This is a genomic window from Pseudomonas sp. LY-1, assembly GCF_053502595.1.
The window spans coordinates 6,402,740-6,426,395 of record NZ_CP094353.1; the positions used below are offsets into that span (position 1 = coordinate 6,402,740).

The following is a 23,656-nucleotide window of genomic DNA, read 5'->3' on the forward strand; positions in this document are numbered from 1 at the left end:
GAAGATCCCTTAGGCTGAACGCCCCTTACCGAGCAAGGATGCTCCCGATGCGCTTGCTGATCGTTCTTTTACTCAGTGTTCTAACCGGGTTGGCCAGGGCTGAAGAGTGCCCCGATGACGCACGGGCGCAAATCGGCCCGCTGGCTCGGCAAATCAGCCTCTGGGACGACAGTTACCACCGGCTCGGCCATTCGCCCATCAGCGACGAACTCTACGACCAGGCCCGCCAGCGCCTGGCTCACTGGCAGCGGTGTTTCCCGCAACCGGCGGCGGTGGCCGACAAGCCTCTGGCCAGCTCACGGGGCACCTCGCCGCACCCGGTGGCCCATACGGGCCTGGACAAATTGCTCGACGAACACGCCGTCGGCGAATGGCTCCAGGTTCGCCAAGATGTGTGGGTCCAGCCCAAGGTCGATGGTGTCGCCGTGACCCTGGTGTACCGCCAGGGGCGCCTGCACCAGGTGATCAGCCGGGGCGACGGCCTGCTCGGCCAGGACTGGTCGGCCTGCGCGAAAAAAATCCCCGGTATCGTCCAGCAACTGCCGGAGCCCATCGACCTGGTGCTGCAAGGTGAGCTCTATTGGCGTCTCGACGACCATGTGCAATCAAGCCTGGGCGGGCTCAATGCGCGCAGCAAGGTGGCCGGTTTGATGAACCGTCGACAGTTGAGCGACGCCGAGGCCGCCGGGATCGGTCTGTTTGTCTGGGCCTGGCCCGACGGCCCGGCGGACTTCACCGAGCGCCTGGCCACCCTGGCAGGCTGGGGCTTCATCGACAGCCAACGCTACAGCCGGCCCATCCAGGACATCGCCGGCGCCGCCCGCTGGCGCACCTACTGGTACAACCATCCACTGCCTTTTGCCAGTGATGGCGTCGTGCTGCACCAGGCCACGCGCGCACCCGCCAAGCGCTGGCAGGTCAGTGCGCCTTACTGGGCAGTCGCCTGGAAATACCCCGCCGCCAAAGCCCTCGCGCTGGTACGCAAGGTGCAGTTCAACATCGGCCGCACCGGGCGCATCACCCCTATCCTGGAACTCGAACCGGTGCGCCTGGACGACCGGCAGATCAGCCGCGTCAGCACCGGCTCCCTGCAACGCTGGAAAACCCTGGATATCCGCCCCGGCGACCAGGTCGCCATCAGCCTCGCCGGCCAGGTCATCCCGCGACTGGACGAGGTGGTCCTGCGCAACGAGACCAGAGTGGACATCCAAGTTCCCAACGCCCGGGACTTTCACGCCCTGAGTTGCTGGCAACTGGACCCTGGCTGCGAAGAACAGTTGCTGTCCCGCCTGACCTGGTTGAGCGGCAACCAGGGCCTGGGCCTGCCGCATATGGGCCGGGAGACGTGGAACGTATTGATCCAGGCCGGTCTAATCGCAGGCTTCCTCGATTGGTTGACCCTCGATGCGGCAGAGCTTGCTAACATTGAGGGCTTCGGCGATCGCAGCCGTGCGCGGGTGCTCGACAGTATCCAAAGCGCGCGGCAACGGCCTTTCGCTCAATGGCTCAAAGCCCTGGGCGTACCGCCTGCGGCACGCAATAACCTGGAAGGCGACTGGCAGGCGCTGGTTGCCAAGGACACCCAAGCCTGGCTGGCCCTGGATGGCATCGGCCCGGGCCGCGCGGCGCAACTCAGCGCTTTTTTTCGCGACCCGCAGATACAGGCTTTGGCTGAGACACTACGCGTGGCCGGAATAGACGGGTTTTGAACCCGACCCGGCCATCAGATTGCGACTTTGGAGCTCCATATGAAATTTTTAGCCCCTTTTGCCCTGCTGACCGTCGCATGCTTCATGGCGACGCCGCTGCTGGCAGCCGAAGAAGCAACCCCGCTGACCGGCTGCGCCGCCAAGCGCCAGGCCATCAGCACCCAGATCGAACAGGCCAAGGCCCATGGTGACAGCGCGCAACAGGCCGGCCTGGAGAAAGCCCTGAGTGAAGTCACGGCCAACTGCAACGACGCGACCTTGAAAAAGGAACGCGAAAACAAGGTGCTCGACGCCAAGCATGACGTCAGCCGCCGTCAGGCCGACCTCGACAAGGCGATGAAAAAAGGCGACGCGGACAAGATCAACAAACGCAAGGACAAACTGGCCGAGTCGCGCAAAGCACTGCAGGATGCGGTGGAAGAACTCGACCAGTAAACCGGTCAGTGGTCCCGGAACTGCTTATGACAAGCGCTGCAGGCATCTTCGACTTTCTGCACTGCAGGCGAAAGGTTACTGGCCTTGTAAGGCTGCACCTTGCTTGCGATCACCAATTCACCGGTGGCCGCTTCGAGGTCGCGGGCCATTTGCTGGAATTGCGCCTGTTTTTGCCAGACGTCGTCCTTGGCGCTGGTGTGGTCTTCCTCACGCACGCTCGGAAAATGCTTCCATGGCTCATGGGACAGCGCATCGAGCTTGACCGCGCCTTCGGCGAACTTCGCGCCGTCGAACGGGATGCGCCCACGCAACATGCCACCCAGGTCTTCGCCGGTCTTGAGCATTTGCTTGAAAATCGCTTTGCGCTGGCCCAGGGGCGAATTCGGATCAACGCCGCCACAGGCGGACAGCGCCAGGCAGGCCAGCAGTACAACAGTCAGTTTTTTAAAAGTCATGGTGGCTTCGAGGTCACGGGAAACGGCGGCCAGTATCCTCGCCCCACCCGCAAAGACCAATAGCCCTATTAACGATAAGGGTTGCCCAAACGCGTCGACGCACGGGCAATCGCTTCAGGAATTGCTTGTATGAATATCGCTTTGAAACCCTGGAGCCGCCGTCTGGCGTGGGCTCTACCGATGATCGCGGTGCTGGCCGGCTGCGATGCGGGCAAGGACACGCACAAAGATGAAACAATCAAACCCCATGCGGTGGCCACCTATGTGAACGCACCGTGGGAAGCCCTGCCGGCAGTGTCCGACAGCGAACTGCTGGCCGGGTTTGAGTCCTGGCGCAGCGCCTGCCAACGCCTCAAGGCTGACCCGGTGTGGGGCACGACCTGCGCGGCGGCAACGGCGGTACCAGGCGATGCCGCGGCAGTTCGCGGTTTTCTCAAAGAACGCCTGGACGTATTCGGCCTGCGCTCGGCCGACAACACACCGAACGGCCTGATCACCGGCTACTACGAACCCGTCTACCCCGGCAGCCTGACCGAAACCCCCACCGCCCATGTGCCGGTGTACGGCGTGCCGGACGACCTGATCATCGTCAACCTCGAAAGCATCTACCCGGAACTCAAGGGCAAGCGCCTGCGCGGCCGCCTGGAAGGTCGTGTACTCAAGCCGTATGACGACGCCAGCACGATCAACGGCCAAGGCTCCACCGCCAAGCCGATCGCCTGGCTGACCGACCCGATGGACCTGCAGTTCCTGCAGATCCAGGGTTCGGGGCGGATTCAACTGGCAGGCGGGCGCCAATTGCGCATCGGCTATGGCGACCAGAACGGCTACCCCTACCGTCCTATCGGCCGCTGGCTGGTGGAGCAAGGCGAACTGAAGAAAGAAGACGTGACCATGGGTGCCATCGGCGCCTGGGCCAAGGCGCATCCGCAGCGCATTCCGGAACTGCTGGCGAGCAACCCCAGCTACGTGTTCTTCAGCGCCCGCCCCGACAGCAACGAAGGCCCTCGCGGCTCGCTGAACGTGCCGCTGACCGCCGGCTACAGCGTGGCGGTGGATCGCAAGGTGATTCCGCTGGGCAGCTTGTTGTGGCTGTCGACCACACGCCCGGACGGTGCGCCGATCGTGCGCCCCGTCGCCGCGCAGGATACTGGCGGCGCAATCACCGGCGAAGTGCGCGCAGACTTGTTCTGGGGCACAGGGGCGGCCGCAGGCGAACTGGCAGGGAATATGAAGCAGCAGGGGCAGATCTGGATGTTGTGGCCAAAGGGCGCCGCATTACCCCAGGTACCGGATGCCCCGGCCGGCACCTGACAGACGCTGATCGACAGTGTGGGGCAAGCCAGCCCCCACACTGCGGCAAGCGTTAGATCGAGACGAAGAAGAAACTCGCAATCAGCGCCATGCCCACCGCCCACACCAACGAGCGCAGGATGGCCCAGTCCGCCAGGTAGCAGATGATGTACAGCAGGCGGCTGGTGATAAACAGCACCGCGAGGACATTGATCGTGACCAGTTCGGCGGTGCCGGCCAGGTGCGCGATGATCACTGCGGCAGCAAACGCCGGGGTCACTTCAAAGCTGTTGAGCTGCGCGTTATGGGCGCGTTTGGCGAAGCCTTCCAGGGTATCGAGGAAGGCACGCGGGTCATGGTTCTGCCGTGGCCCGAACTTGCCGCCACTGAATTTGGCCACACCGGTACACAGGTACGGCAGAAAGATTGCAATCAATACACACCAGAAAGCGACAGTCATCACTCATTCCTTTTTTGGTTTTATCAAGGCGATCAACGCTTTATCACAAACATGCAGATCCGCATCCAGCCACAGGCTCTGCGCCCAACCGCATGGCCCAAAGCACTCAAGCGTAGCTCATCAAAACGCACACCCCCAACCGCCATGGGTTGTGTCGGCAGCGCGTTGATTCTGCCGCTCACTGATCCTTATTGATCCGCTGCGGATGCCTCGGGTCCGCTGCAACCTTACCCGGCAAGCTGCTTTCGCTGCGGATCTGCGCATGACTGATCAGCGCAAAGATACAGCTGCCGCCAATGATATTGCCGGCCAGGGTCGGCCCGGCGAATATCAGCCAGAAATCCTTCCACGGCAGTTCACCGGCAAATACCAGGTAAGACACTTCCGCCGAGCCGACCACGATGTGGGTGAAATCCCCCAGCGCCATCAAGTAGGTGATCAGGATGATGATCCAGAGCTTGGCGCTTTCCATCGACGGAATCATCCACACCATGGTGGCGATCATCCAGCCGGAAACGATGCCCTTGGCGAACATCTGGCCGGGGGCGTTTTCCATGACTTTGCGTCCGATCTCAAGGAAGGCCTGATCGGTCTTGGTATCGAAGATCGGCAGGTGCAGCATCACATAAGCCACCAGCAAGGTGCCGCACAGGTTGCCCACCAGCACCACCGTCCACAGCCGCAGCAAGCGCCCGGCATTGGCCAGGGTCGGTTTGCTCATCACCGGCAGCACTGCGGTCAGGGTGTTTTCGGTGAACAACTGCTGACGCGCGAGAATCACCGCCAAAAAGCCCGCGCAGTAACCGAAACTGGCGATGACTTTGAACCCTTCACCGTCCGGCAGGCGCGAATTGAGCAGGCCCATGCCCATCAATGACAGGCCCATGGTCAGGCCGGCCGCCAGCGCCGACCACCACAATGCCGCCACCGTGCGCTCCAGTTCCTGGTCGCCCTGGGTGCGGATGATTTCATGCAGCACCGCCGCGCGGGGTGGCTGGTTCTTGTCGACGTCGTGCTGCTCTTCCTTCGACAGGTTGGGGGTCTTGCCGTCGTCGTGCGTGGCCATGATGCTCCAGAGTCCAAGGGGTGCCTGTAGCTACGACAGGCTGGAACGATGGCTGTTCAGTGGCCTGGCAACTAAACCGGTATGCGCCAGGCCTTGGCCATCTCCACCGTGGTCGAGCTGAACGGTTTTGACCAGGGCTTGTTGCGCGCGCCGTAGTGCCGAATGATCTCGTCGAGCACCCGGTTGAACGCCGCGGGGGTGGTCGCCTTGGCCAAATCCGCCGCAGCGCGTTGCAGCAGGTCGACATTGGCGTCGGTCTGGCCCGGCCGGTACAGCGATGGGTAGATGACCTCGCGGGTGAAGTTTTCGGCCTTTACCGCGATGTCGCGCCGTTTCATTTCGGCGACCGCACTGGCCATGACGCTGGACATCGGCGAGGCGCCCGAAGCCTGCTTGGCCGCCACCTGCAACAACTGCTGAAAATTGCGCTGCCCCACGGCATTCAATCGACGCCCCAGCCACTCGACGTGCTCAGGCCGGCTGGCGAGCGCATCCAGGTTACGCAGCGCGGCAGACAGCTCAGGGGTGAAGATCAGGGTGTCGTGGGCCTGGTTCACCTTGGCAATGGCACTGTCCAGGGTTTGCAGCGCTTGTTGTGCGTTCTGTCTGAACATCAACACCGCGGCGGCGGCCGGGTCTTTCTGCAAGGTTGCCTGCGCACTGGCCAGCATCGCATCGTCCATTGCCAGCACCGCGTCATCCAACGAGGCGAACGTGTGATGCTCGCGCACCGTGTCGCGTTGTTCCAAGTGCGCCGCCACGGTTTTGCGCGCCTGTGCCTGTAGATGCTGCTTGTCTTGCGCGCTCATGGTGAAATTCACGGTGCCGTTGAGCGTGCCGCGAAAGTCCCCCTTATCCGTCTTCAGCGGCAGGACCACGGTCTGCTCGGCAAACGCCTTGAGCCGCTCATTTTGATAGGCCTCGGCGGACGCATGGGGCGTTCCGGTCAGCTTGTCGACGAGGCTGCTGAAAAAACCGCCGCCTTTTTTCGGCGTCGCTGCGTCTTCGGCTTCAAACTTGACGATCAGAGACTCGTGCTGGCTCAACGGGCTTTCTGCAAACGAGGGCTCGATCACCCCGGGGGCCGGCGTGTTGAGCAGCAGGCCGCCGTCCTGGAATGCAGTGGCTTCGGCGGTTTCCTGGAAGGCATGCCCCTGCTCGCCAGGGCGCTTGAAAAGCACCGGCAACGACGCCGAGATGTGCGCGGCGCGGGCGATGTCCATGTCCGGGGTCAGGCTGGCGTTGAACGTCACCAGTTGCGGGCGGCCGTCGAACATCCCTGTGCCGGTGATATTGAGCGGTTTGATCGCCGGGATATGTCGGTTCAACACCTCAAGATCGCGAAACGTCAGAGCCTCGCCGGCGCTGATCCGGTCGGCGATTTTCATGACTTCACCAGGCCGGGTGGCCCTTGGCGTAGCGGCGATATGGGCAAGGACCGATTGGCGCGACTCATCGCGCAGCAATTGCTCCAAGGGACGCGCCTCGGTTTGCAGGCGCGGCATCATGGTCAGCAACAATTGAGAGATATTGCCCGCCGGGCCTGGCAAGCGCCTGGTGAGTTTGCCCAGGCGAGCACTGGCCTCTTGCAGCCAGGCTGTCAACGGGTCGTCGCTGTTCAACAGGCTCGGCAGGTCGATGCGGTTCGATAGCTTGCCGAAGACCTCGGCGTTCATGCCGCTGGCGAGCAACGAGGCAGAAATCGCGCCGGCGGATGAGCCGGAAATAACCTGGATACCTTGCAGCTTCCCACTGTCCTCCAGCGCCTGCACCATTCCCGGATAGGCAATGCCTTTGGCACCTCCGCCGCTGAGCACCAGATGGCTGGGCGGTGGCGGCGACAACACCACCTCCACCTGGCCGTCAATATTGCGGGAAAGACTCAGTTTGCGCGGTCCCGCGGCCTCAACCAACGTGGTTTTCACGTCTTGGCTGAGGGGGGCTTGCGATGACTGGAGCGAAAGCGGCTGCATCTGCTCAGCCGGATTGGACGACACTCTCATACATAGGCTCTCGATACAGAACGTAGTCCTGAGTCGTGAGAAAGCCTGGGAAAGATCCACGCGGAATGATTTGGTAAAGCAATCAAACCGCTGTGCGGTTACACAGGAGGGCTGTCTTCCTTGAACTGGTCTTTCACGTATTTGATCTCGGTCCGGCCGTGAGGCGCGGGCAAACCGTCTTCGCCGAGGTTGACGAAGACCATTTTTTCCACGGTGAGGATGCTTTTGCGGGTGATCTTGTTGCGCACTTCACAGGTCAGCGTGATGGAGGTGCGGCCGAAATCGGTGGCGGTGATACCCAGCTCGATGATGTCGCCCTGGCGCGAGGCGCTGACGAAGTTGATTTCGGAAATGTACTTGGTCACCACGCGCTGGTTGCCCAATTGGACAATCGCGTAGATGGCTGCTTCCTCGTCGATCCAACGCAGCAGGCTGCCGCCGAACAGGGTGCCGTTGGGGTTGAGGTCTTCAGGTTTTACCCATTTGCGGGTGTGGAAGTTCATGGTCACTCCAAAGCGTCTTGCCGAATGATGGGCAATATCATGGCAGAGCCTGGGCGCAAGCTCTATGCGCCATTGCCTATCGCCCCCATGCGGGATCTTCATATCGCCGACAGAAAGGCTTGGGAAGTGCCGCGTACACAGCTATAATCGCACCCGCTTCAAAACGGTCATCTTCAGTTGATACCGTTCTCCCGCCACCTGTCCGAGGGGCGCTGCAGCAGGTTAGACCTGTCAGGCTCGGATGGGGCGTTGTCCGGCCTGGTTGTCCTGGCCTGATACTAAACGCACAACGGCGCCCATTCGCACACTACGAATGGAGGCTCTTCATGAGCGCTGTAATTACGCCTGCAGATTTCAACGACTACAAAGTCGCCGACATGTCCCTCGCTGCCTGGGGCCGTCGCGAAACCTTTATCGCCGAATCCGAAATGCCTGCGCTGATGGGCCTGCGTCGCAAGTACGCCGCTGAGCAACCGCTCAAGGGCGCGAAGATTCTCGGCTGCATCCACATGACCATCCAGACTGCCGTGCTGATCGAAACCCTGGTTGCCCTGGGTGCCGAAGTGCGTTGGTCGTCCTGCAACATCTTCTCGACACAAGACCAGGCCGCCGCCGCCATCGCTGCTGCCGGTATCCCGGTATTCGCCTGGAAAGGCGAGACCGAAGCAGAGTACGAATGGTGCCTGGAGCAAACCATCCTGAAAGATGGCGCGCCTTGGGATGCCAACATGGTCCTCGACGACGGCGGCGACCTGACCGAGCTGCTGCACAAGAAGTACCCGCAGATCCTCGACCGCGTCCACGGCGTGACCGAAGAAACCACCACCGGCGTACACCGCCTGCTGGACATGCTGGCCAAGGGCGAGCTGAAAATCCCGGCCATCAACGTCAACGACTCGGTGACCAAGAGCAAGAACGACAACAAGTACGGCTGCCGTCACAGCCTGAACGATGCGATCAAGCGCGGCACCGACCACCTGCTGTCGGGCAAGCAAGCCCTGGTGATCGGCTACGGTGACGTGGGCAAGGGTTCGTCCCAGTCCCTGCGCCAGGAAGGCATGATCGTCAAGGTCTCCGAAGTCGACCCGATCTGCGCCATGCAAGCCTGCATGGACGGTTTCGAAGTGGTTTCGCCGTTCATCGATGGCATCAACGATGGCAGCGAAGCGAGCATCGACAAGGCCCTGCTGGGCAAGATCGACCTGATCGTCACCACCACCGGTAACGTGAATGTCTGCGATGCCAACATGCTCAAGGCCCTGAAGAAGCGCGCCGTGGTGTGCAACATCGGTCACTTCGACAATGAAATCGACACCGCTTTCATGCGCAAGAACTGGGCATGGGAAGAAGTGAAGCCACAGGTACACAAGGTTCACCGTACCGGCTCGGGCGATTTCGACCCGCAGAACGACGACTACCTGATCCTGCTGGCCGAAGGCCGCCTGGTAAACCTGGGTAACGCCACTGGCCACCCAAGCCGCATCATGGACGGCTCGTTCGCCAACCAGGTACTGGCGCAGATCTTCCTGTTCGGCCAGAAGTACGCCGACCTGTCGCCGGCCCAGAAAGCCGAGCGTCTGACCGTGGAAGTGCTGCCGAAGAAACTCGACGAAGAAGTGGCCCTGGAAATGGTCCGCGGCTTCGGCGGCGTGGTGACTCAACTGACCAAGACCCAGGCCGACTACATCGGCGTGACCGTCGAAGGTCCGTTCAAGCCGCACGCTTACCGCTACTAAGTAACCAGCTCCACCTGCTCTAACCTGTAGGAGCGAGCTTGCTCGCGAAAAACCCAAGGGCACCGCGTACAGCCTGTTTGACGCGTTATCGTTGACGTTCTTCGCGAGCAAGCTCGCTCCTGCAGTGCAGGTGGGTTGCACAGTCGGCTTCTGAGTTTCCAAGGGTATTACCATGTCCCAAGACCGTCGCTACAGCTTCGAGTTCTTTCCGACCAAGACCGATGCTGGGCATGAAAAACTGATGGCGACTGCCAAGCAGTTGGCCAGCTACCACCCCGACTTCTTCTCCTGCACCTACGGCGCTGGCGGCTCGACCCGTGACCGCACGATCAACACCGTGTTGCAGCTGGAAAGCGAAGTCAAAATTCCCGCCGCGCCGCACTTGTCGTGCGTGGGCGACAGCAAGGCCGACCTGCGCGCCCTGCTGACCCAATACAAAGGCGCCGGCATCAAGCGCATCGTCGCCCTGCGCGGTGACCTGCCATCCGGCATGGGCATGGCCAGCGGTGAGCTGCGCTACGCCAACGACCTGGTGAGCTTCATCCGCGAAGAAAGCGGCGATCACTTCCACATCGAAGTGGCGGCTTACCCGGAGATGCACCCACAGGCGCGCAACTTCGAAGACGATCTGCAGAATTTCGTGCGCAAGGCCAACGCCGGCGCCGACAGTGCGATCACCCAGTACTTCTTCAACGCCGACAGCTACTTCTACTTCGTCGAGCGTGTACGGGCCATGGGTGTGAACATCCCGATCGTGCCGGGCATCATGCCGATCACCAACTACAGCAAGCTGGCGCGCTTCTCCGACGCCTGCGGTGCTGAGATCCCACGCTGGGTACGTAAACAACTGGAAGCCTATGGCGACGACGTCAAAAGCATCCAGGCATTCGGCGAACAGGTAATCAGTGAGATGTGTGAACAATTGTTGCAAGGTGGTGCGCCAGGGCTGCATTTCTATACCCTGAACCAGGCTGAACCTAGCCTTGCCATCTGGAACAACCTCAAGCTGCCACGCTGAAGTTTGCCCGGCTGTGCCAAGGCCCTCGTTTCTACGAGGGCCTTTGTCGTTTTACATGCCCACGGAACCCAGCAGTCCATGAATACAGTGCCCTCGACTTCCCGCCCGCAACTGGTGTATCTGGTTTTCGGTGCCCAGACCTACCATCAGGAAGCCGTCTTCAGTATCGCCAGCGCCTTGGCTTTTCTGCAGGACACCCCGGACGCCGTCGTGGACATCCAGGTATTCAGCGACAACCCCGAACCCTATCGCCTGCTGCCGGTACGCGTGCGCCCGCTGGACGACGCCACCCGCAAACGCTGGAGCGAGCCCCACGGCTATCACTTCCGCACCAAACACGTGGTGCTGCGCCAGGTGCTGGAAGAGTCGTCGACAGCCCTGCTGATCGACACCGACACCTTCTTCCACCATTCGCCCACAGCCCTGTTCGAGCGCGTGCAACCCGGCACTCTGCTGTGCAACGCCTTCTACACCAAGTACGGCGACAATCACGAAAGCATCCTCTATAGCGCCCTGCACCAGCGCCTGCTGGACATGGGCGTGGCCGACGATGACATGATGACCCTCAACTCCGGCGTCATCGGCCTGACGCAACAGGACGCGCACATCCTCGATCACTCCATCGAGTTGATGGATGAACTGTTCCCCCACGCCCAGGGCGCCTACACCCTGGAAGAGTTCTGCCTGTCGATCGCCGCCTACCGCACCGTGAATGTGCGCGAGTGCCCGGACCTGATCCACCATTACTGGAGCCGCAAGCAGCTGTTCCGCGCCAAGGTCAAGGCGTGGATCGCCAAGCATGCGGCCGCCCCCACCAGCGCGCAGGCCCTGGCCGACACGCGTCAGGTTTCCTCGCACCTACCGCGCCCGCCGCGCTTGCAGCGCCTGATGTACAAACTGATCACCCTGCTCTTGCCCAAGCACCAGCAGCAGTTCATCCGCGAAGTTCTCTACGGTTGCTACGAGCACGAGAACGAGTTCGACCAGGCGTGTGGCCCGGTGTGGTGGGACAAGGCGCGGCAGAATCAGGAAGAGCGCCAGCAACGTCCGCTCGACGCCCACCAACTGGAGCACTGGTTCGCCAACCCGGTGGTCAGGCTGATTCTGGGCGAGCGGCGCAGCGCGATCTACGAACATTTGATAACCTCGCCCGCCAAATAACGATCCTTGCAGATGCGCGTGCCAGAGCTTCTCTTTCATTCAGGAGCATCGTAACCTCAGGCCATGTCCGCCCTTCTGAAGCTGTTGACTGCGACTCTTTTTACTTGCCTGAGCCTGGCCGCTCACGGCGAGAAATTGCGCATCGTCACCGAACCGTGGGCGCCTTACGTGTATGACGACAACGGCACGATGCGCGGGCTGGACTATGAAACCACGGTGATCGTGTTCCAGCGCCTGGGCGTCGATGTGCAGTGGCAATTCCTGCCGTGGAAACGCTGCCTGGCGATGCTCGAACAAGGCCACGCCGACGGCGCGCTGGACATTTTCCACAGCCATGAGCGCGATGCCCTGCTGCTGTACCCCAGCGAACCGCTGTCGGAAGTGGAGTTCGTGCTGTTCTACGCCAATGAGCGGCCCCACCCGGTCCAGACCCTCGACGAGTTGCGCGGGCTGACCGTGGGCACCTCGCCGGGTTACCTGTACGGCGCCGAATTCAGTGAGTCCAGCGTGTTCCAACGCGAGCCGGCGCCGAGTCATGAAGCGAACTTCGGCAAATTGCTGCTTGGCCGCATCGATCTGCTGGTGACTGACCGCAGGGTCGGCCAGCATGTGATCGCGGCCTTGGGCCTGGAAGGCCAGGTCAGCCAGGCGCCCGCCGTGATCCGCCGCCAGCAGCAGTTCCTTGCCGTGCGCCGTGGCGCGGGCATGGACCTGCTGGTGCAGCGCTTTGCCGCCGAACTCAAGCGTTTCAAGCAAGAGCCGGCCTACGCCGCCTTGAGCGCCAAATATGGTGGTATTCAAAGCGCAGCGGCGCCGATTACACTGCACGAACACACCGTTGAGCAGCAGGAAAGCAGCGCGCGGTGATTGCTCTGTTATACTCGGACCTTCCCGCCAGGCTTACGCCCGGCCGCTGAGGTCTTGAAAAAGACACCCAACCCAGCTACTGCGCAGCTTTGCGGCCCGCGCGAGCCATTGGAGTGTCCGCCAGACGCAGCAGGACCGGACGGGGTTGCGCTCCCCTAAGCGCCATTCACGCCCGGCAAGATTATCCCTTTGGGCCAAGCCCTAACTAAAACAGGATTACTCATGTCCTTTGCTTCCCTCGGTCTCTCCGAGGCTTTAGTCCGCGCCATCGAGGCAGCGGGCTATACCGAGCCTACTCCGGTGCAACAGCGGGCTATTCCCGCCGTGTTGCAAGGTCGCGACCTGATGGTTGCGGCTCAGACAGGTACTGGTAAAACCGGCGGCTTCGCCCTCCCGATTCTGGAGCGGTTGTTCCCCAATGGTCACCCGGACAAGTCCCAGCGTCATGGCCCGCGCCAACCGCGCGTACTGGTCCTGACCCCTACCCGCGAACTCGCCGCCCAAGTGCACGACAGCTTCAAGCTGTATGCCCGCGACCTGAAGTTCGTCAGCGCCTGCATCTTCGGCGGCGTCGGCATGAACCCACAGGTTCAGGCCATGTCCCGTGGCGTTGACGTCCTCGTCGCCTGCCCGGGTCGCCTGCTCGACCTGTGCGGCCAAGGCAGCGTCGATTTGTCCCACGTGGAAATCCTCGTGCTCGACGAAGCCGACCGCATGCTCGACATGGGCTTTGTCCATGACGTGAAAAAGGTCCTCGCCCGCCTGCCGGCCAAACGTCAGAACCTGCTGTTCTCGGCAACGTTCTCCAACGACATCACCGCCCTGGCCGGCAAGTTGCTGCACAACCCGGAGCGCATCGAGGTCACGCCGCCGAACACCACGGTCGAGCGTATCGAACAACGCGTGTTCCGCCTGGCCGCCAGCCACAAGCGTTCGTTGCTGGCGCACCTGATCACCCACGGCGCGTGGGAACAAGTGCTGGTGTTCACCCGCACCAAGCACGGCGCCAACCGCCTGGCCGAGTACCTGGACAAGCACGGCCTCACCGCCGTCGCCATCCACGGCAACAAGAGCCAGAACGCGCGCACCAAAGCGCTGGCCGACTTCAAGGCCGGTGAAGTACGCATCCTGGTGGCCACCGATATCGCCGCACGCGGCCTGGATATCGACCAACTGCCGCACGTGGTCAACTTCGAGCTGCCTAACGTCGACGAAGACTACGTACACCGTATCGGCCGTACCGGCCGTGCCGGTCGTTCGGGCGAAGCCATCTCCCTGGTTGCGCCGGACGAAGAAAAACTGCTGAAAAGCATCGAGCGCATGACCAAGCAGAAAATCGCCGACGGCGACCTGATGGGCTTCGATGCCAGCACCGTTGAGGCCGAGAAGCCTGAGGTGCGCGAGCGTCCGGACGTGCGTAACCCACGCAACCCACGCGGTCCGAAGGGCGATGGCCCGAACGGCGGCGGTGGTGGTGGCGGTCGTCGCGACAAGGGCAAGGACAAGGGCGGCAAGGAAAAAGCGCCGACCAACGGCCGTGGCGAACGCCCGGCCCGCGAGCAGAAGCCCCGCGAAGGCACCCCGGCCCGCGAACAGCGTCAGCCGAGCCAGCCAAGCCAGCCAAGCCAGCCGCCACGCGCCAGCGCCGACCGCGCGCCGGACGAGTTCCTCGACGACGATGTGGATAACTTCGGTAACCGCGTCGACTACGTGCCCCAGGCCAAACCGGCCCAGGGCCGTGGCCGTCGTCCAGGCGCTCCGGCTCCGGGCGCTGGCACTGGCGCACCGCGTGGCGGCCAGCCACAGGGCGCGCGTCAGAACGGCCCGCGCAACAGCAGCGGCGGCACCACCGGTACGCCACCGGCCAAGCGCAGCGGCCCGCGTAACGGCGCACCGCGTGATGGCCAAGCGCGTCGCGAAGACTCGCGCAGCAACAACCGCCGCCCGGCCCGTGACGACCAGCCACGCTTGTCCGAGCCAGCGGTGCAGAACCCGCGCGGCGGCCCTGCGCCGAAGATCATCCACAAGGAGTCGAAAGCCGACCGCTTCCCGACACCAGAGCAGCTGGATCAGCTGCCAGGCCGTCCTCGTGGTGAAAAACCAGCGCTGCTGACCCGCAACCGCGAAGCATAAAAAAAAACCCGTATCGCGAGATACGGTTTTTTTTGCCTGTAGGAGCGAGCTTGCTCGCGAAGGTCGTCAACGATAACGCTGGCAGCCTGAAAAAACGCGGTGTCTCTACGTTTTTCGCGAGCAAGCTCGCTCCAACAAGTGAAGCGTTACTTCGCTTTCACACCTTCAAACGTCACGTACAGCTCAACATTGTTGGACGCTGGGCCCAGGTCCATCTGCTTGCCGAAGTCTTGGCGATTGAAGCTGGTAGTGCCTTCAAAACCGGCACGGTAGCCGCCCCATGGATCCTTGCCTTCACCCAGGAAGGTGGCCTTGACGACGATCGGCTTGGTCACGCCGTGCAGGGTCAGGTCGCCGGTCACGTCGGCAGTGACTTGGCCCGCAGCATTCTTACCGGTGGTTTTAACACTGGTGGAGACGAACTTGGCATCGGCAAACTTGCCAACGTCCAGGAAGTCTTTGCTGGAGATGTGCTTGTCACGCTCAGCGTGGTTGGTGAACACGCTGGCGGTGCGGACGTTGAACTCAATCTTGCTGTCTTCAGGCTTGGCGGCATCGAAGCTGAACTTGCCGTCCAGGTCCTTGAACGTACCGGTGATGAAGCTGTAGCCCAAGTGGCTGATCTTGAAGTCGACGAAGGCGTGCTGGCCTTCTTTGTCGACAACATAGTCAGCGGCCATCACCTGGCCTGCGGACAGCAGAGCAGAACCGATTGCCAGAGCAGCGAGTGTCTTTTTCAACATGCTTTCTATTCCTTGTGAGTCGAGGTTGAACATCAGGCTTTGCGCCCCAGCATTCGCGTGAGGGTCGCATCACGATCGATAAAGTGGTGTTTCAACGCGGCCACGCCGTGCAGGCCGGCGAAAACCACCAGCACCCAGGCGAGGTACAGATGCACCACGCCTGCGGTGTCTGCCTGGTCCGGCAAGCCGGAAACCAAGGCAGGAATCTCAAACAGGCCAAACACCGGGATACCCACACCGTCCGCGGTGGAAATCAGGTAACCGGCGATCATCACGGCAAACAAGCCGACATAAAGGAACCCATGGCCAAATGCAGCACCGATCCGCGTCAGCCGGCTGTAGCTGGCCAGCGCCGGTGGCGGCGGGCTGATCAGGCGCCAGACGATACGCACCAGCATGATGGCGAACAGCGTGATGCCTATGCTTTTGTGCAGATCCGGCGCGTCTTTGCGCCATGCGCTGTAGTAGTCGAGACCGACCATCCACAAGCCCAGGGCGAATAGACCAAACACCACCAGGGCCACGCCCCAGTGCAATACCATGCTGACCCAGCCGTAGCGGGCTGGTGAGTTACGTAGCTGCATGTACTTAATCCCGTAAGAACTGTGCTCAAGACTAACGATTTACCTATCGAATTAAAGCGCAATTTTTTGCTTTGAAATATCGAGAAATATGATCATAAGCCTAGGCACAATACGTTAACGAGGGATTAAGACTATTCCTAAGAAACGTGACAGACCGTCCTGTGTTTACTGCGAATTGCCCCACAATGGCTTGTGACACGGGCCTCCATTGCATAGGCTTGCGCGATTGTTTCACCTGCGCCGGGCGCAGGACCGCTTCGAGGAGATAGACGATGGGCTTGAACAACCAGTGGATGCAACGCGACCTTGCGGTGCTGTGGCATCCCTGCACCCAGATGAAAGACCACCAGCAACTGCCGCTGATCCCGATCAAGCGCGGTGAAGGCGTGTGGCTGGAAGACTTCGAAGGCAAGCGCTACCTCGACGCCGTCAGCTCCTGGTGGGTCAACGTGTTCGGCCACGCCAACCCGCGCATCAACCAACGCATCAAAGACCAGGTCGACCAGCTGGAACACGTGATCCTCGCCGGTTTCAGCCACCAGCCGGTGATCGAACTGTCCGAGCGCCTGGTGGCGATGACGCCCGCAGGCCTGACCCGGTGCTTCTACGCCGATAACGGTTCGTCGTGCATCGAAGTCGCGTTGAAGATGAGCTTTCACTATTGGCTCAACCGCGGCCTGCCGAACAAAAAACGCTTCGTCACCCTGACCAACAGCTACCACGGCGAAACCATCGCCGCGATGTCGGTGGGCGACGTGCCGCTGTTCACCGAAACCTACAAAGCGCTGCTGCTCGACACCATCAAGGTGCCAAGCCCGGACTGCTACCTGCGCCCCGAGGGCATGAGCTGGGAAGAACACTCGCGCAACATGTTCCTGGCCATGGAACAGACCCTGGCGGACAACCACGACACAGTCGCCGCCGTAATCGTCGAACCGCTGATCCAGGGCGCCGGCGGCATGCGTATGTACCACCCGGTATACCTCAAGCTGCTGCGCGAAGCCTGCGACCGCTACGGCGTACACCTGATCCACGACGAAATCGCCGTGGGCTTCGGCCGCACCGGCAGCATGTTCGCCTGTGAACAAGCCGGCATCCGCCCGGACTTCCTGTGCCTGTCCAAGGCCCTCACCGGCGGCTACCTGCCGCTGGCGGCGGTGGTCACCACCGAAGATGTCTACAGCGCCTTCTACGACGACTACCCGACCCTGCGCGCCTTCCTGCATTCCCACAGCTACACCGGCAACCCGCTGGCGTGCGCAGCGGCCCTGGCGACCCTGGATATTTTCGAAGAAGACAACGTCATCGAAAACAACAAGGCCCTGGCCCAGCGCATGGCCACGGCCACCGCGCACCTGGCGGACCACCCCCATGTGTCAGAAGTGCGCCAGACCGGCATGGTGCTGGCCATCGAGATGGTCCAGGACAAAGCCACCAAGACCGCCTACCCCTGGCAGGAACGCCGTGGCCTGAAGGTGTTCGAGCACGCCCTGGCGCGCGGCGCGCTGCTGCGGCCGTTGGGCAGCGTGGTGTACTTCCTGCCGCCGTATGTGATTACGCCGGAGCAGATCGACTTTTTGGCGGAAGTGGCCAGCGAAGGGATCGATATCGCCACCAACAGCAAGGTGAGCGTTGCCGTGCCCAAAGACTTCCACCCAGGCTTTCGCGATCCAGGTTGATTTGCCCTTCAAGCTTTGTATTTTTTCCAGAGAACAGACATGAGACTGTCCCGCTTTTTCACCGACACCCCGCTGAGCCTCGGCGATCACGAATTGCCTGAAGCCCAGGCGCACTACATCAGCCGCGTGCTGCGCATGGGCGAAGGCGATGCCGTGCAATTGTTCGACGGTTCCGGCCAGGAGTTTCGCGGCACGTTGCTGGAGGTCGGTAAAAAACACGTCAGCGTGCAACTGACCGAGCAATTCGCCGGGCAGGCCGAATCGCCGCTGCACATTCACCTCGGCCAGGGCCTGTCCCGCGGCGAGCGGATGGATTGGGCGATTCAGAAAGCCACCGAACTGGGCGTCAACGCCATCACGCCGATTTTCAGCGAACGCTGCGAAGTGCGCCTCAAGGACGAACGCGCCGACAAACGCCTGCTGCACTGGCGCCAGGTGGCAATCAGCGCCTGCGAGCAATGCGGGCGCTCGACGGTGCCGGTGATTCATCCACCGCTGCTACTGGCCGATTGGCTGAAGCAGACCGAGGCGGACCTGAAGCTGGTGCTGCACCCGGTGGCCGAGCCGATGGTCAGCCATGCCAAGCCATCGAGCCTGGCGTTCCTGATCGGGCCCGAAGGCGGCTTGACCGACCCTGAAGTCGACACCGCCCAAGACGCCGGCTTCCACGCCGCCCGCCTCGGCCCGCGCGTGTTGCGCACCGAAACCGCGCCGGTCGTCGCGCTGGCCGTCGCCCAACAACTGTGGGGCGACTTCTGACCGGCCCGAGGAGCGGGTTTATTCCACCGGGTCGCTGACCGGCGTGGCGAAGATCGCCTTCAACTCGGCGGTCATCGGAAACTCCAGGTTCAGGCCCTTCGGTGGGATCGGCTGTTCAAACCAGCGCCGGTAAATCCCGTTGATCTCACCGGTGCGGTACAGATCGCCCAAGGTGTCGTTGACCACCGCGAGAAACTGCGGATCGTCCTTGCGCACCATGCAGCTGTAGATCTCCCGCGACTGCTCCTCGCCCACCACCACCCAGCGATGCGGGTCCCTGGCCTTGGCGCGCTCGCCGTAGAGCAACGCATCGTCCATATAGAACGCGGCTGCGCGGCCGGTCTCGAGCATCTTGAAGGCTTCGCCATGGTCCTTGGCGCTGATCACCGACAGGTTGCCGTTGTGCTCGGCGTTGTAACTTTTGAGGAAGCGTTCGTTGGTGGTGCCGGCGGTCGTCACCACGTTCTTGCCCTTGAGGTCGGCGAAGCCTTGGATGCCACTGTCTTTCGCCGTCAGCAGTTGCCCCTTCACGTAGATGAAGCCGTAGGAAAACGCCACCTGCTTCTGCCGCTCGGCGGTCACCCCGGTAGAACCGCACTCCAGGTCGACGGTGCCGTTCTGCACCAGCGGGATACGGGTCTGGGAAGTCACCAGGTTGTACTTCACGCTAAGGTTGGCCACCCCGGTTTTCTGCTGGATGCGCTCGACAATCTTGTTGGCCAGGTCCACCGAATAGCCCATGGGCTTGCCGCTCTGGTCGCCCACGTAGGAAAACGGCACCGACGCATCGCGATAACCCAAGGTGATGGACTTGGTGCTGGCGATCTTACTCAACGTGCCCTCTGCCGGCGGTTCATTCGCCTGAACCGGCGCGCCGAACAAAAGCCCCAGGGTGCAACCGGTCAACAGGATTTTTCTCATTGTTATTCTCCGTTGGTGTGTGACGATTCAAGCGGCGCGGGGCGCCAGGCCCTGCATATCAATTGATGGCATGTGCTGGCTGATCAGTTCGGCCAGCAGTTGGCCGCTGCCGCAGGCCAGGGTAAAACCGAGCGCGCCATGGCCCAGGTTCAGCCACAGGTTGCGATAGGCACTGGCGCCGATCAGCGGCACCCCGGTCGGCGTGGCGGGACGCATGCCGGCCCATTCGACCGCGTGGGCGTAGTCGCCGGCCAAGGGGAATGTCTCGACCGCCTGGCGCCTGATCAACGCGAGCCGCTTGGGCTCGAGGCCGGCGTCGAAACCGACGATATCGACCATCGCCGCCACCCGCAATTGCTCGCCGATCCGGGCGTACACGATCTTGCGGTCGTAGTCGGTGATGCTCACATTCGGCGCCCGATGCTGCGCGCCAATCGGCACGCTCAGGCTGTAGCCCTTGAGCGGATACAGCGGCAGCGCCAGCCCCGGCAACCCCAACTCAGCGCTGCGATGCCCGGCGGCGAGGACCAGTTGCTCGACCGGCATTACCTCCTCGCCCAACTCAATGGCCTGCACCGCACCGGCGCTGTGACGGATCCCGGTGACCTTGCGCCCCAGCAAGAAGCGACAATGCCCCGACGCTTGCAGGCGCGCCGCCAGGCGTTGGCAGAAGGCGTGACAATCGGCCACTTCCTCGTTCGGCGTGTAGATCCCACCGACAAAACCACCGCTCGCCAGCGCTGGCTCCAGGCGGGTGCAATCGGCCGCCGACAGCACCTGCTGTTGCAGGATATCCGTGACCTTGCGGCGCGCATGCTCGAAGGTGTCGGCGTTGCGAAACGTCACCAGCTTGCCGTTGCGCCGCCAGTCGAAGCCGTCCAGACGATCATCCTCGCGCCACTGCTCCAAGGTGGCCTGGCTCAGGCTCGCCAGGCGCAGCAGGTGGGCGGCATTGCGCCGGTTCACCGAGCCACGGCAGGCGCCGAGGAACGCCGCCATCCAGCGCCATTGCTGCGGGTCGAGGCGCGGGCGCAGCTTCAATGGCGAATCACCGCGCAGCAGCCAGCCAAGCGCTTGCAGCGGCACGCCGGCATCGGCCAGCGGCGCAACGTAGCGATACGACAACTGCCCACCGTTGGCGAAACTGGTTTCGCTGCCCAGGGTGTCGCGCGCGTCGATCAGCGTCACATCATGCCCGGCGCGCACCAGCGCGTAGGCGCTTGCCAGGCCGATGACCCCACCCCCAATGATACAAACCTGCCTGGCCATCCCCGCTCCTCGCCGTTGAATAAGACGGCTCAAGCGTAGGGGCAGGTGACAGGCCCGCGACAATGAATAAAGATGGGTCACCTATAAGCAAAGGTTATGGACTCGCCATGCGCTTGCGTCATATCGAAATCTTCCAGGCCATCCGCCAGACCGGCTCCATCAGCGCCGCCGCGCAATTGCTGCACGTTTCGCAACCGGCGGTGAGCAAAGTGTTGCAGCACGCCGAGTTGCAACTGGGCTTCCCGCTGTTTCTGCGCGTGCGCGGCAAATTGCAGCCCACGCCAGAAGCCCTGGCGTTGGAACGCGAAGTCGAGAAAGTCAGCGAAAGCCTGCAAGGCGTAAGGCGCCTGGCCAAGAGTCTGCGCCGGTCGCCGGCGCAGAGTGTGCGGATCGGCGCGATCCCGGCGCTGGCGCTGTCGTTGCTGCCACCGGCGATTCTGCAGTGGAAACGCGCTTACCCGGACATCGCCTGCGAACTGTCCAGCGACCATAGCCGCGAGTTGGTGCAGAAGCTGTTGATGCGCGAAATCGACCTGGCGCTGACCCTCAACTTCGCCGGCCACCCGGGGCTCACCACCCAAGTGCTGGCCAACGGAGCCTTGGTCGCGCTGGCGTCCAAGGGCTATTGGAGCGACGCACAAACCCGCCAGCCGCTGCCGTTGGCGGAGCTGGCGGGAGCGCCGTTGATTGGCCTGTCCAGCGCCGACCCGTTGGCGGCAAAGCTCGACAGTTACCTGGAGAAAGTCGACCCGCCACCACGGGTGAGCCTCTCGGTGCAGACCTACTCCCTGGCTCGCGCGATGGTCGAATCCGGCGCCGGCCTGACCGTCATCGACCCCTTCACCGCCCTCGGCGCGTCGACGGCGACCACCTGCATCCGCACGCTCACACCGCCGCTGCCGATCACCCTGTACGCCCTGACCCGCGCCGACGAACCGCCGCCGCACATGTTGGCCAACCTGCTGCAGATCTTCGGTGAGCGTGCCCGGGAGTTGCTCGAACGCCTGTAGTCAGCGCCCTCACCCCACTGAAGAACCAATGTGGGAGGGGGCTTGCCCCCGATGGCTGTGGTTCAGCCAGCATATTTGCCAACTGACACACCGCCATCGAGGGCAAGCCCCCTCCCACATTTTTTTAGACCGCGTCGTGCGTTAGAGCACGTAATGCATGATCGCCACGAAATGCAGCAAACTGCCGCCGATCACAAACAGATGCCAGATCCCATGGGAATGCCGCAGGCGATCCTCCAGGGCAAAAAAGATAATGCCGACGGTGTACAACACCCCGCCCGCCGCCAGCCAGATAAACCCCGCCGTGCCCAGCGCGGCGATCAGCGGCTTGACCGCCACCAGCACGATCCAGCCCATCACCGCATAGATCACGATCGACAGAACCCGTGCTTCAGAACGCGGTTTGATCTCCTGCAGAATGCCGATCACCGCCAGCCCCCACACGATCCCGAACAACGTCCAGCCCCACGGCCCTCTTAAACTGACCAGGCAAAACGGCGTGTAACTGCCGGCGATCAACAGGTAGATCGAAAAGTGATCGACCTTCTGCATGATCGCTTTTCGCCGCCCCTGCACGCTGTGATACACCGTCGACGCGCTGTACAGCACCATCAACGTAAACCCATAAATCGCCACGCTGACAATCTTCCAGGGGCTGCCGTCCAGGCTCGCCACCACCAACATCCACACCGCGCCCACACACGCCGCGACTGCACCGAGCAAATGGCTCCAGGCGTTGAATCGTTCCCCGTGGTACATCTGTCACTGACCTCCCGTAACCGTTGACCGCTGGCTGACAAGCGTCCCGCCTTGCGCATCAGAGTGCAAGGGCCTTATGACGTTCCGGCGACGCCGCACGGTTTTGCGCGCACAATCGGCAGCATTCGAACAAGAGCCACGGCCATGTTGATCGACGAAGAGTTCACCCTCAAAAAGCTGGAAATCTTCCTGGCCTTCATGCGTACCGGCAACCTGGCCCGCGCCGCTGCCGAGCTGCAAACCAGCAACGTCAGCGTACACCGCGCCATCCACTCCCTGGAAAACGCCCTGCGCTGCCCGCTGTTCAAGCATGAAGGCCGCAACCTCACCCCGCTGGAAAGCGCCTACGTGCTCGAAGAGCGCGCACAAAAGCTGGTGCAGGACGCAGTCGACAGCATCCGCCTGACCCGTGAAGCCGCCGGCTTCTCCGCCGAACGTTTCAAGCTCGGCTCGCTGTATTCGCTGACGGTGAAAACCGTGCCGCAACTGATCATGGGCCTGAAACTGCGCCGCAGCGAACTCAACATCGACCTGATCCTCGGCTCCAACTTCGACCTGCTGTATAAGCTCAAGAACATGGAAGTCGACGCGATCCTGATCTCCCTCGACGAACGCGCCAACGACCCCGATTGCGAACAGATCGCGTTGTTCTCCGACGACATCTTCCTCGCCACGCCCGCCGACTCGCCCTTCGACCGCGACCAGCAGATCGACCTGGCCGACGTGCGCGACGCCACGTTCATCACCCTCACCCAAGGCTTCGCCACCCACCAGGACGGCAACCGTGTGTTCAAGCAAGCGGGGTTCGAGCCGAAGGTGGCGATGCAGGTCAATGACATCTTCACCCTGCTGAGCATGGTCAGTTCGGGGGTCGGTTATGCGCTGCTGCCGGGGCGGATTGCGGCGGTGTATGAGAACCGCGTGAAGCTGATACCGCTGCAACCCCGGTATCGGTTGCAGCAGCATATCGGGGTGGTGTTCTTGAAGGCCAAGGAGCGTGATCCGAATTTGCTGGCGTTATTGGCGGAGTGTCGGATGTATGCCAATCGGCAGGTGACAGCCTGACAGACCGTCATCGGGGGCAAGCCCCCTC

The 23,656-nt window shown here is 62.1% G+C and carries 22 protein-coding genes and 1 riboswitch; of the genes, 12 read left to right on the forward strand and 10 right to left on the reverse strand.

Translation table 11 applies throughout. The annotated features are described in order from the left end of the window. The first annotated feature begins 47 nt into the window (after window positions 1-47). A complete protein-coding gene (gene ligB, locus MOQ67_RS29490; RefSeq protein WP_046381784.1) occupies window positions 48-1,709 on the forward strand; it encodes an NAD-dependent DNA ligase LigB in 1,662 nt (553 codons plus the stop codon). A 39-nt stretch (window positions 1,710-1,748) separates the two neighbouring features. Then, the gene (locus MOQ67_RS29495; RefSeq protein ID WP_017844961.1) at window positions 1,749-2,144 is read left to right on the forward strand and encodes a DUF1090 domain-containing protein; all 396 of its coding nucleotides are present in this window, start codon (window positions 1,749-1,751) and stop codon (window positions 2,142-2,144) included. 5 nt (window positions 2,145-2,149) lie between these two features. On the opposite strand, the gene MOQ67_RS29500 is transcribed toward MOQ67_RS29495, so the two are convergent. Continuing rightward, complete coding sequence (locus MOQ67_RS29500; protein WP_448675751.1) at window positions 2,150-2,599, reverse strand: c-type cytochrome; 450 nt, start codon at window positions 2,597-2,599, stop codon at window positions 2,150-2,152. A gap of 129 nt (window positions 2,600-2,728) precedes the next feature. Between MOQ67_RS29500 and mltA the strand changes: the two genes are divergently transcribed. Continuing rightward, on the forward strand, window positions 2,729-3,913 hold the full coding sequence (mltA, locus tag MOQ67_RS29505; RefSeq protein WP_046487957.1) for a murein transglycosylase A: 1,185 nt from the start codon (window positions 2,729-2,731) through the stop codon (window positions 3,911-3,913). A 52-nt stretch (window positions 3,914-3,965) separates the two neighbouring features. Here the strand turns inward: mltA and MOQ67_RS29510 are convergent, their stop codons facing one another. The 4 genes from MOQ67_RS29510 to MOQ67_RS29525 all read right to left on the reverse strand — a co-directional run bounded on the left by MOQ67_RS29510 (window position 3,966) and on the right by MOQ67_RS29525 (window position 7,924). Beyond that, window positions 3,966-4,352 carry an MAPEG family protein gene (locus MOQ67_RS29510; protein WP_046381781.1) on the reverse strand — a complete coding sequence of 129 codons (387 nt, stop codon included), beginning with the start codon at window positions 4,350-4,352 and terminating at the stop codon, window positions 3,966-3,968. A 178-nt stretch (window positions 4,353-4,530) separates the two neighbouring features. Beyond that, window positions 4,531-5,418, reverse strand: coding sequence for a formate/nitrite transporter family protein (locus tag MOQ67_RS29515; RefSeq protein ID WP_017844965.1), 888 nt, complete (start codon window positions 5,416-5,418; stop codon window positions 4,531-4,533). Between the two features lie 71 nt (window positions 5,419-5,489). Further along, the gene (locus tag MOQ67_RS29520; RefSeq protein ID WP_104904313.1) at window positions 5,490-7,421 is read right to left on the reverse strand and encodes a patatin-like phospholipase family protein; all 1,932 of its coding nucleotides are present in this window, start codon (window positions 7,419-7,421) and stop codon (window positions 5,490-5,492) included. A gap of 98 nt (window positions 7,422-7,519) precedes the next feature. Then, a complete protein-coding gene (locus tag MOQ67_RS29525; protein WP_448675752.1) occupies window positions 7,520-7,924 on the reverse strand; it encodes an acyl-CoA thioesterase in 405 nt (134 codons plus the stop codon). A gap of 198 nt (window positions 7,925-8,122) precedes the next feature. Further along, a riboswitch (S-adenosyl-L-homocysteine riboswitch) is annotated at window positions 8,123-8,229 on the forward strand. A 21-nt stretch (window positions 8,230-8,250) separates the two neighbouring features. On the opposite strand from MOQ67_RS29525, the gene ahcY reads away from it, so the two are divergent. From ahcY to MOQ67_RS29550, 5 genes are all read left to right on the forward strand, one after another. After that, complete coding sequence (gene ahcY / locus MOQ67_RS29530) at window positions 8,251-9,660, forward strand: adenosylhomocysteinase (protein WP_017844968.1); 1,410 nt, start codon at window positions 8,251-8,253, stop codon at window positions 9,658-9,660. 172 nt (window positions 9,661-9,832) lie between these two features. Continuing rightward, window positions 9,833-10,678 carry a methylenetetrahydrofolate reductase [NAD(P)H] gene (gene metF, locus MOQ67_RS29535; RefSeq protein ID WP_017844969.1) on the forward strand — a complete coding sequence of 282 codons (846 nt, stop codon included), beginning with the start codon at window positions 9,833-9,835 and terminating at the stop codon, window positions 10,676-10,678. A 78-nt stretch (window positions 10,679-10,756) separates the two neighbouring features. Then, on the forward strand, window positions 10,757-11,839 hold the full coding sequence (locus MOQ67_RS29540) for a hypothetical protein (RefSeq protein ID WP_104904312.1): 1,083 nt from the start codon (window positions 10,757-10,759) through the stop codon (window positions 11,837-11,839). Between the two features lie 63 nt (window positions 11,840-11,902). Then, on the forward strand, window positions 11,903-12,706 hold the full coding sequence (locus MOQ67_RS29545; RefSeq protein ID WP_017844970.1) for a substrate-binding periplasmic protein: 804 nt from the start codon (window positions 11,903-11,905) through the stop codon (window positions 12,704-12,706). Between the two features lie 222 nt (window positions 12,707-12,928). Further along, window positions 12,929-14,839 carry a DEAD/DEAH box helicase gene (locus tag MOQ67_RS29550; RefSeq protein WP_079444860.1) on the forward strand — a complete coding sequence of 637 codons (1,911 nt, stop codon included), beginning with the start codon at window positions 12,929-12,931 and terminating at the stop codon, window positions 14,837-14,839. A gap of 146 nt (window positions 14,840-14,985) precedes the next feature. Here the strand turns inward: MOQ67_RS29550 and MOQ67_RS29555 are convergent, their stop codons facing one another. Both MOQ67_RS29555 and MOQ67_RS29560 read right to left on the reverse strand, forming a co-directional pair. After that, window positions 14,986-15,582 carry a YceI family protein gene (locus MOQ67_RS29555; protein ID WP_017844972.1) on the reverse strand — a complete coding sequence of 199 codons (597 nt, stop codon included), beginning with the start codon at window positions 15,580-15,582 and terminating at the stop codon, window positions 14,986-14,988. Between the two features lie 32 nt (window positions 15,583-15,614). Next, window positions 15,615-16,166, reverse strand: a complete 552-nt coding sequence (locus MOQ67_RS29560) for a cytochrome b (RefSeq protein WP_017844973.1) — start codon at window positions 16,164-16,166, stop codon at window positions 15,615-15,617. Window positions 16,167-16,438: 272 nt separating this feature from the next. Here MOQ67_RS29560 and MOQ67_RS29565 point away from each other — a divergent pair, with 272 nt between their 5' ends. Then, entirely contained in the window at window positions 16,439-17,845 is a 1,407-nt protein-coding gene (locus tag MOQ67_RS29565) for an adenosylmethionine--8-amino-7-oxononanoate transaminase (RefSeq protein WP_057003944.1), read from the forward strand. Window positions 17,846-17,884: 39 nt separating this feature from the next. Next, complete coding sequence (locus MOQ67_RS29570; protein WP_017844975.1) at window positions 17,885-18,604, forward strand: 16S rRNA (uracil(1498)-N(3))-methyltransferase; 720 nt, start codon at window positions 17,885-17,887, stop codon at window positions 18,602-18,604. Between the two features lie 18 nt (window positions 18,605-18,622). On the opposite strand, the gene MOQ67_RS29575 is transcribed toward MOQ67_RS29570, so the two are convergent. Further along, window positions 18,623-19,525 (reverse strand): transporter substrate-binding domain-containing protein, encoded by a 903-nt coding sequence (locus MOQ67_RS29575; protein ID WP_102617729.1) that lies wholly within the window; start codon window positions 19,523-19,525, stop codon window positions 18,623-18,625. A gap of 27 nt (window positions 19,526-19,552) precedes the next feature. Then, a complete protein-coding gene (locus MOQ67_RS29580; protein ID WP_448675753.1) occupies window positions 19,553-20,794 on the reverse strand; it encodes a D-amino acid dehydrogenase in 1,242 nt (413 codons plus the stop codon). A gap of 107 nt (window positions 20,795-20,901) precedes the next feature. On the opposite strand from MOQ67_RS29580, the gene MOQ67_RS29585 reads away from it, so the two are divergent. Continuing rightward, window positions 20,902-21,804 carry a LysR family transcriptional regulator gene (locus tag MOQ67_RS29585; RefSeq protein ID WP_017844978.1) on the forward strand — a complete coding sequence of 301 codons (903 nt, stop codon included), beginning with the start codon at window positions 20,902-20,904 and terminating at the stop codon, window positions 21,802-21,804. Window positions 21,805-21,945: 141 nt separating this feature from the next. Here MOQ67_RS29585 and trhA read toward each other — a convergent pair whose 3' ends face one another. Beyond that, complete coding sequence (gene trhA / locus MOQ67_RS29590; protein ID WP_017844979.1) at window positions 21,946-22,563, reverse strand: PAQR family membrane homeostasis protein TrhA; 618 nt, start codon at window positions 22,561-22,563, stop codon at window positions 21,946-21,948. Between the two features lie 144 nt (window positions 22,564-22,707). Between trhA and MOQ67_RS29595 the strand changes: the two genes are divergently transcribed. After that, the gene (locus MOQ67_RS29595; RefSeq protein ID WP_017844980.1) at window positions 22,708-23,628 is read left to right on the forward strand and encodes a LysR family transcriptional regulator; all 921 of its coding nucleotides are present in this window, start codon (window positions 22,708-22,710) and stop codon (window positions 23,626-23,628) included. Window positions 23,629-23,656 lie beyond the last annotated feature (28 nt).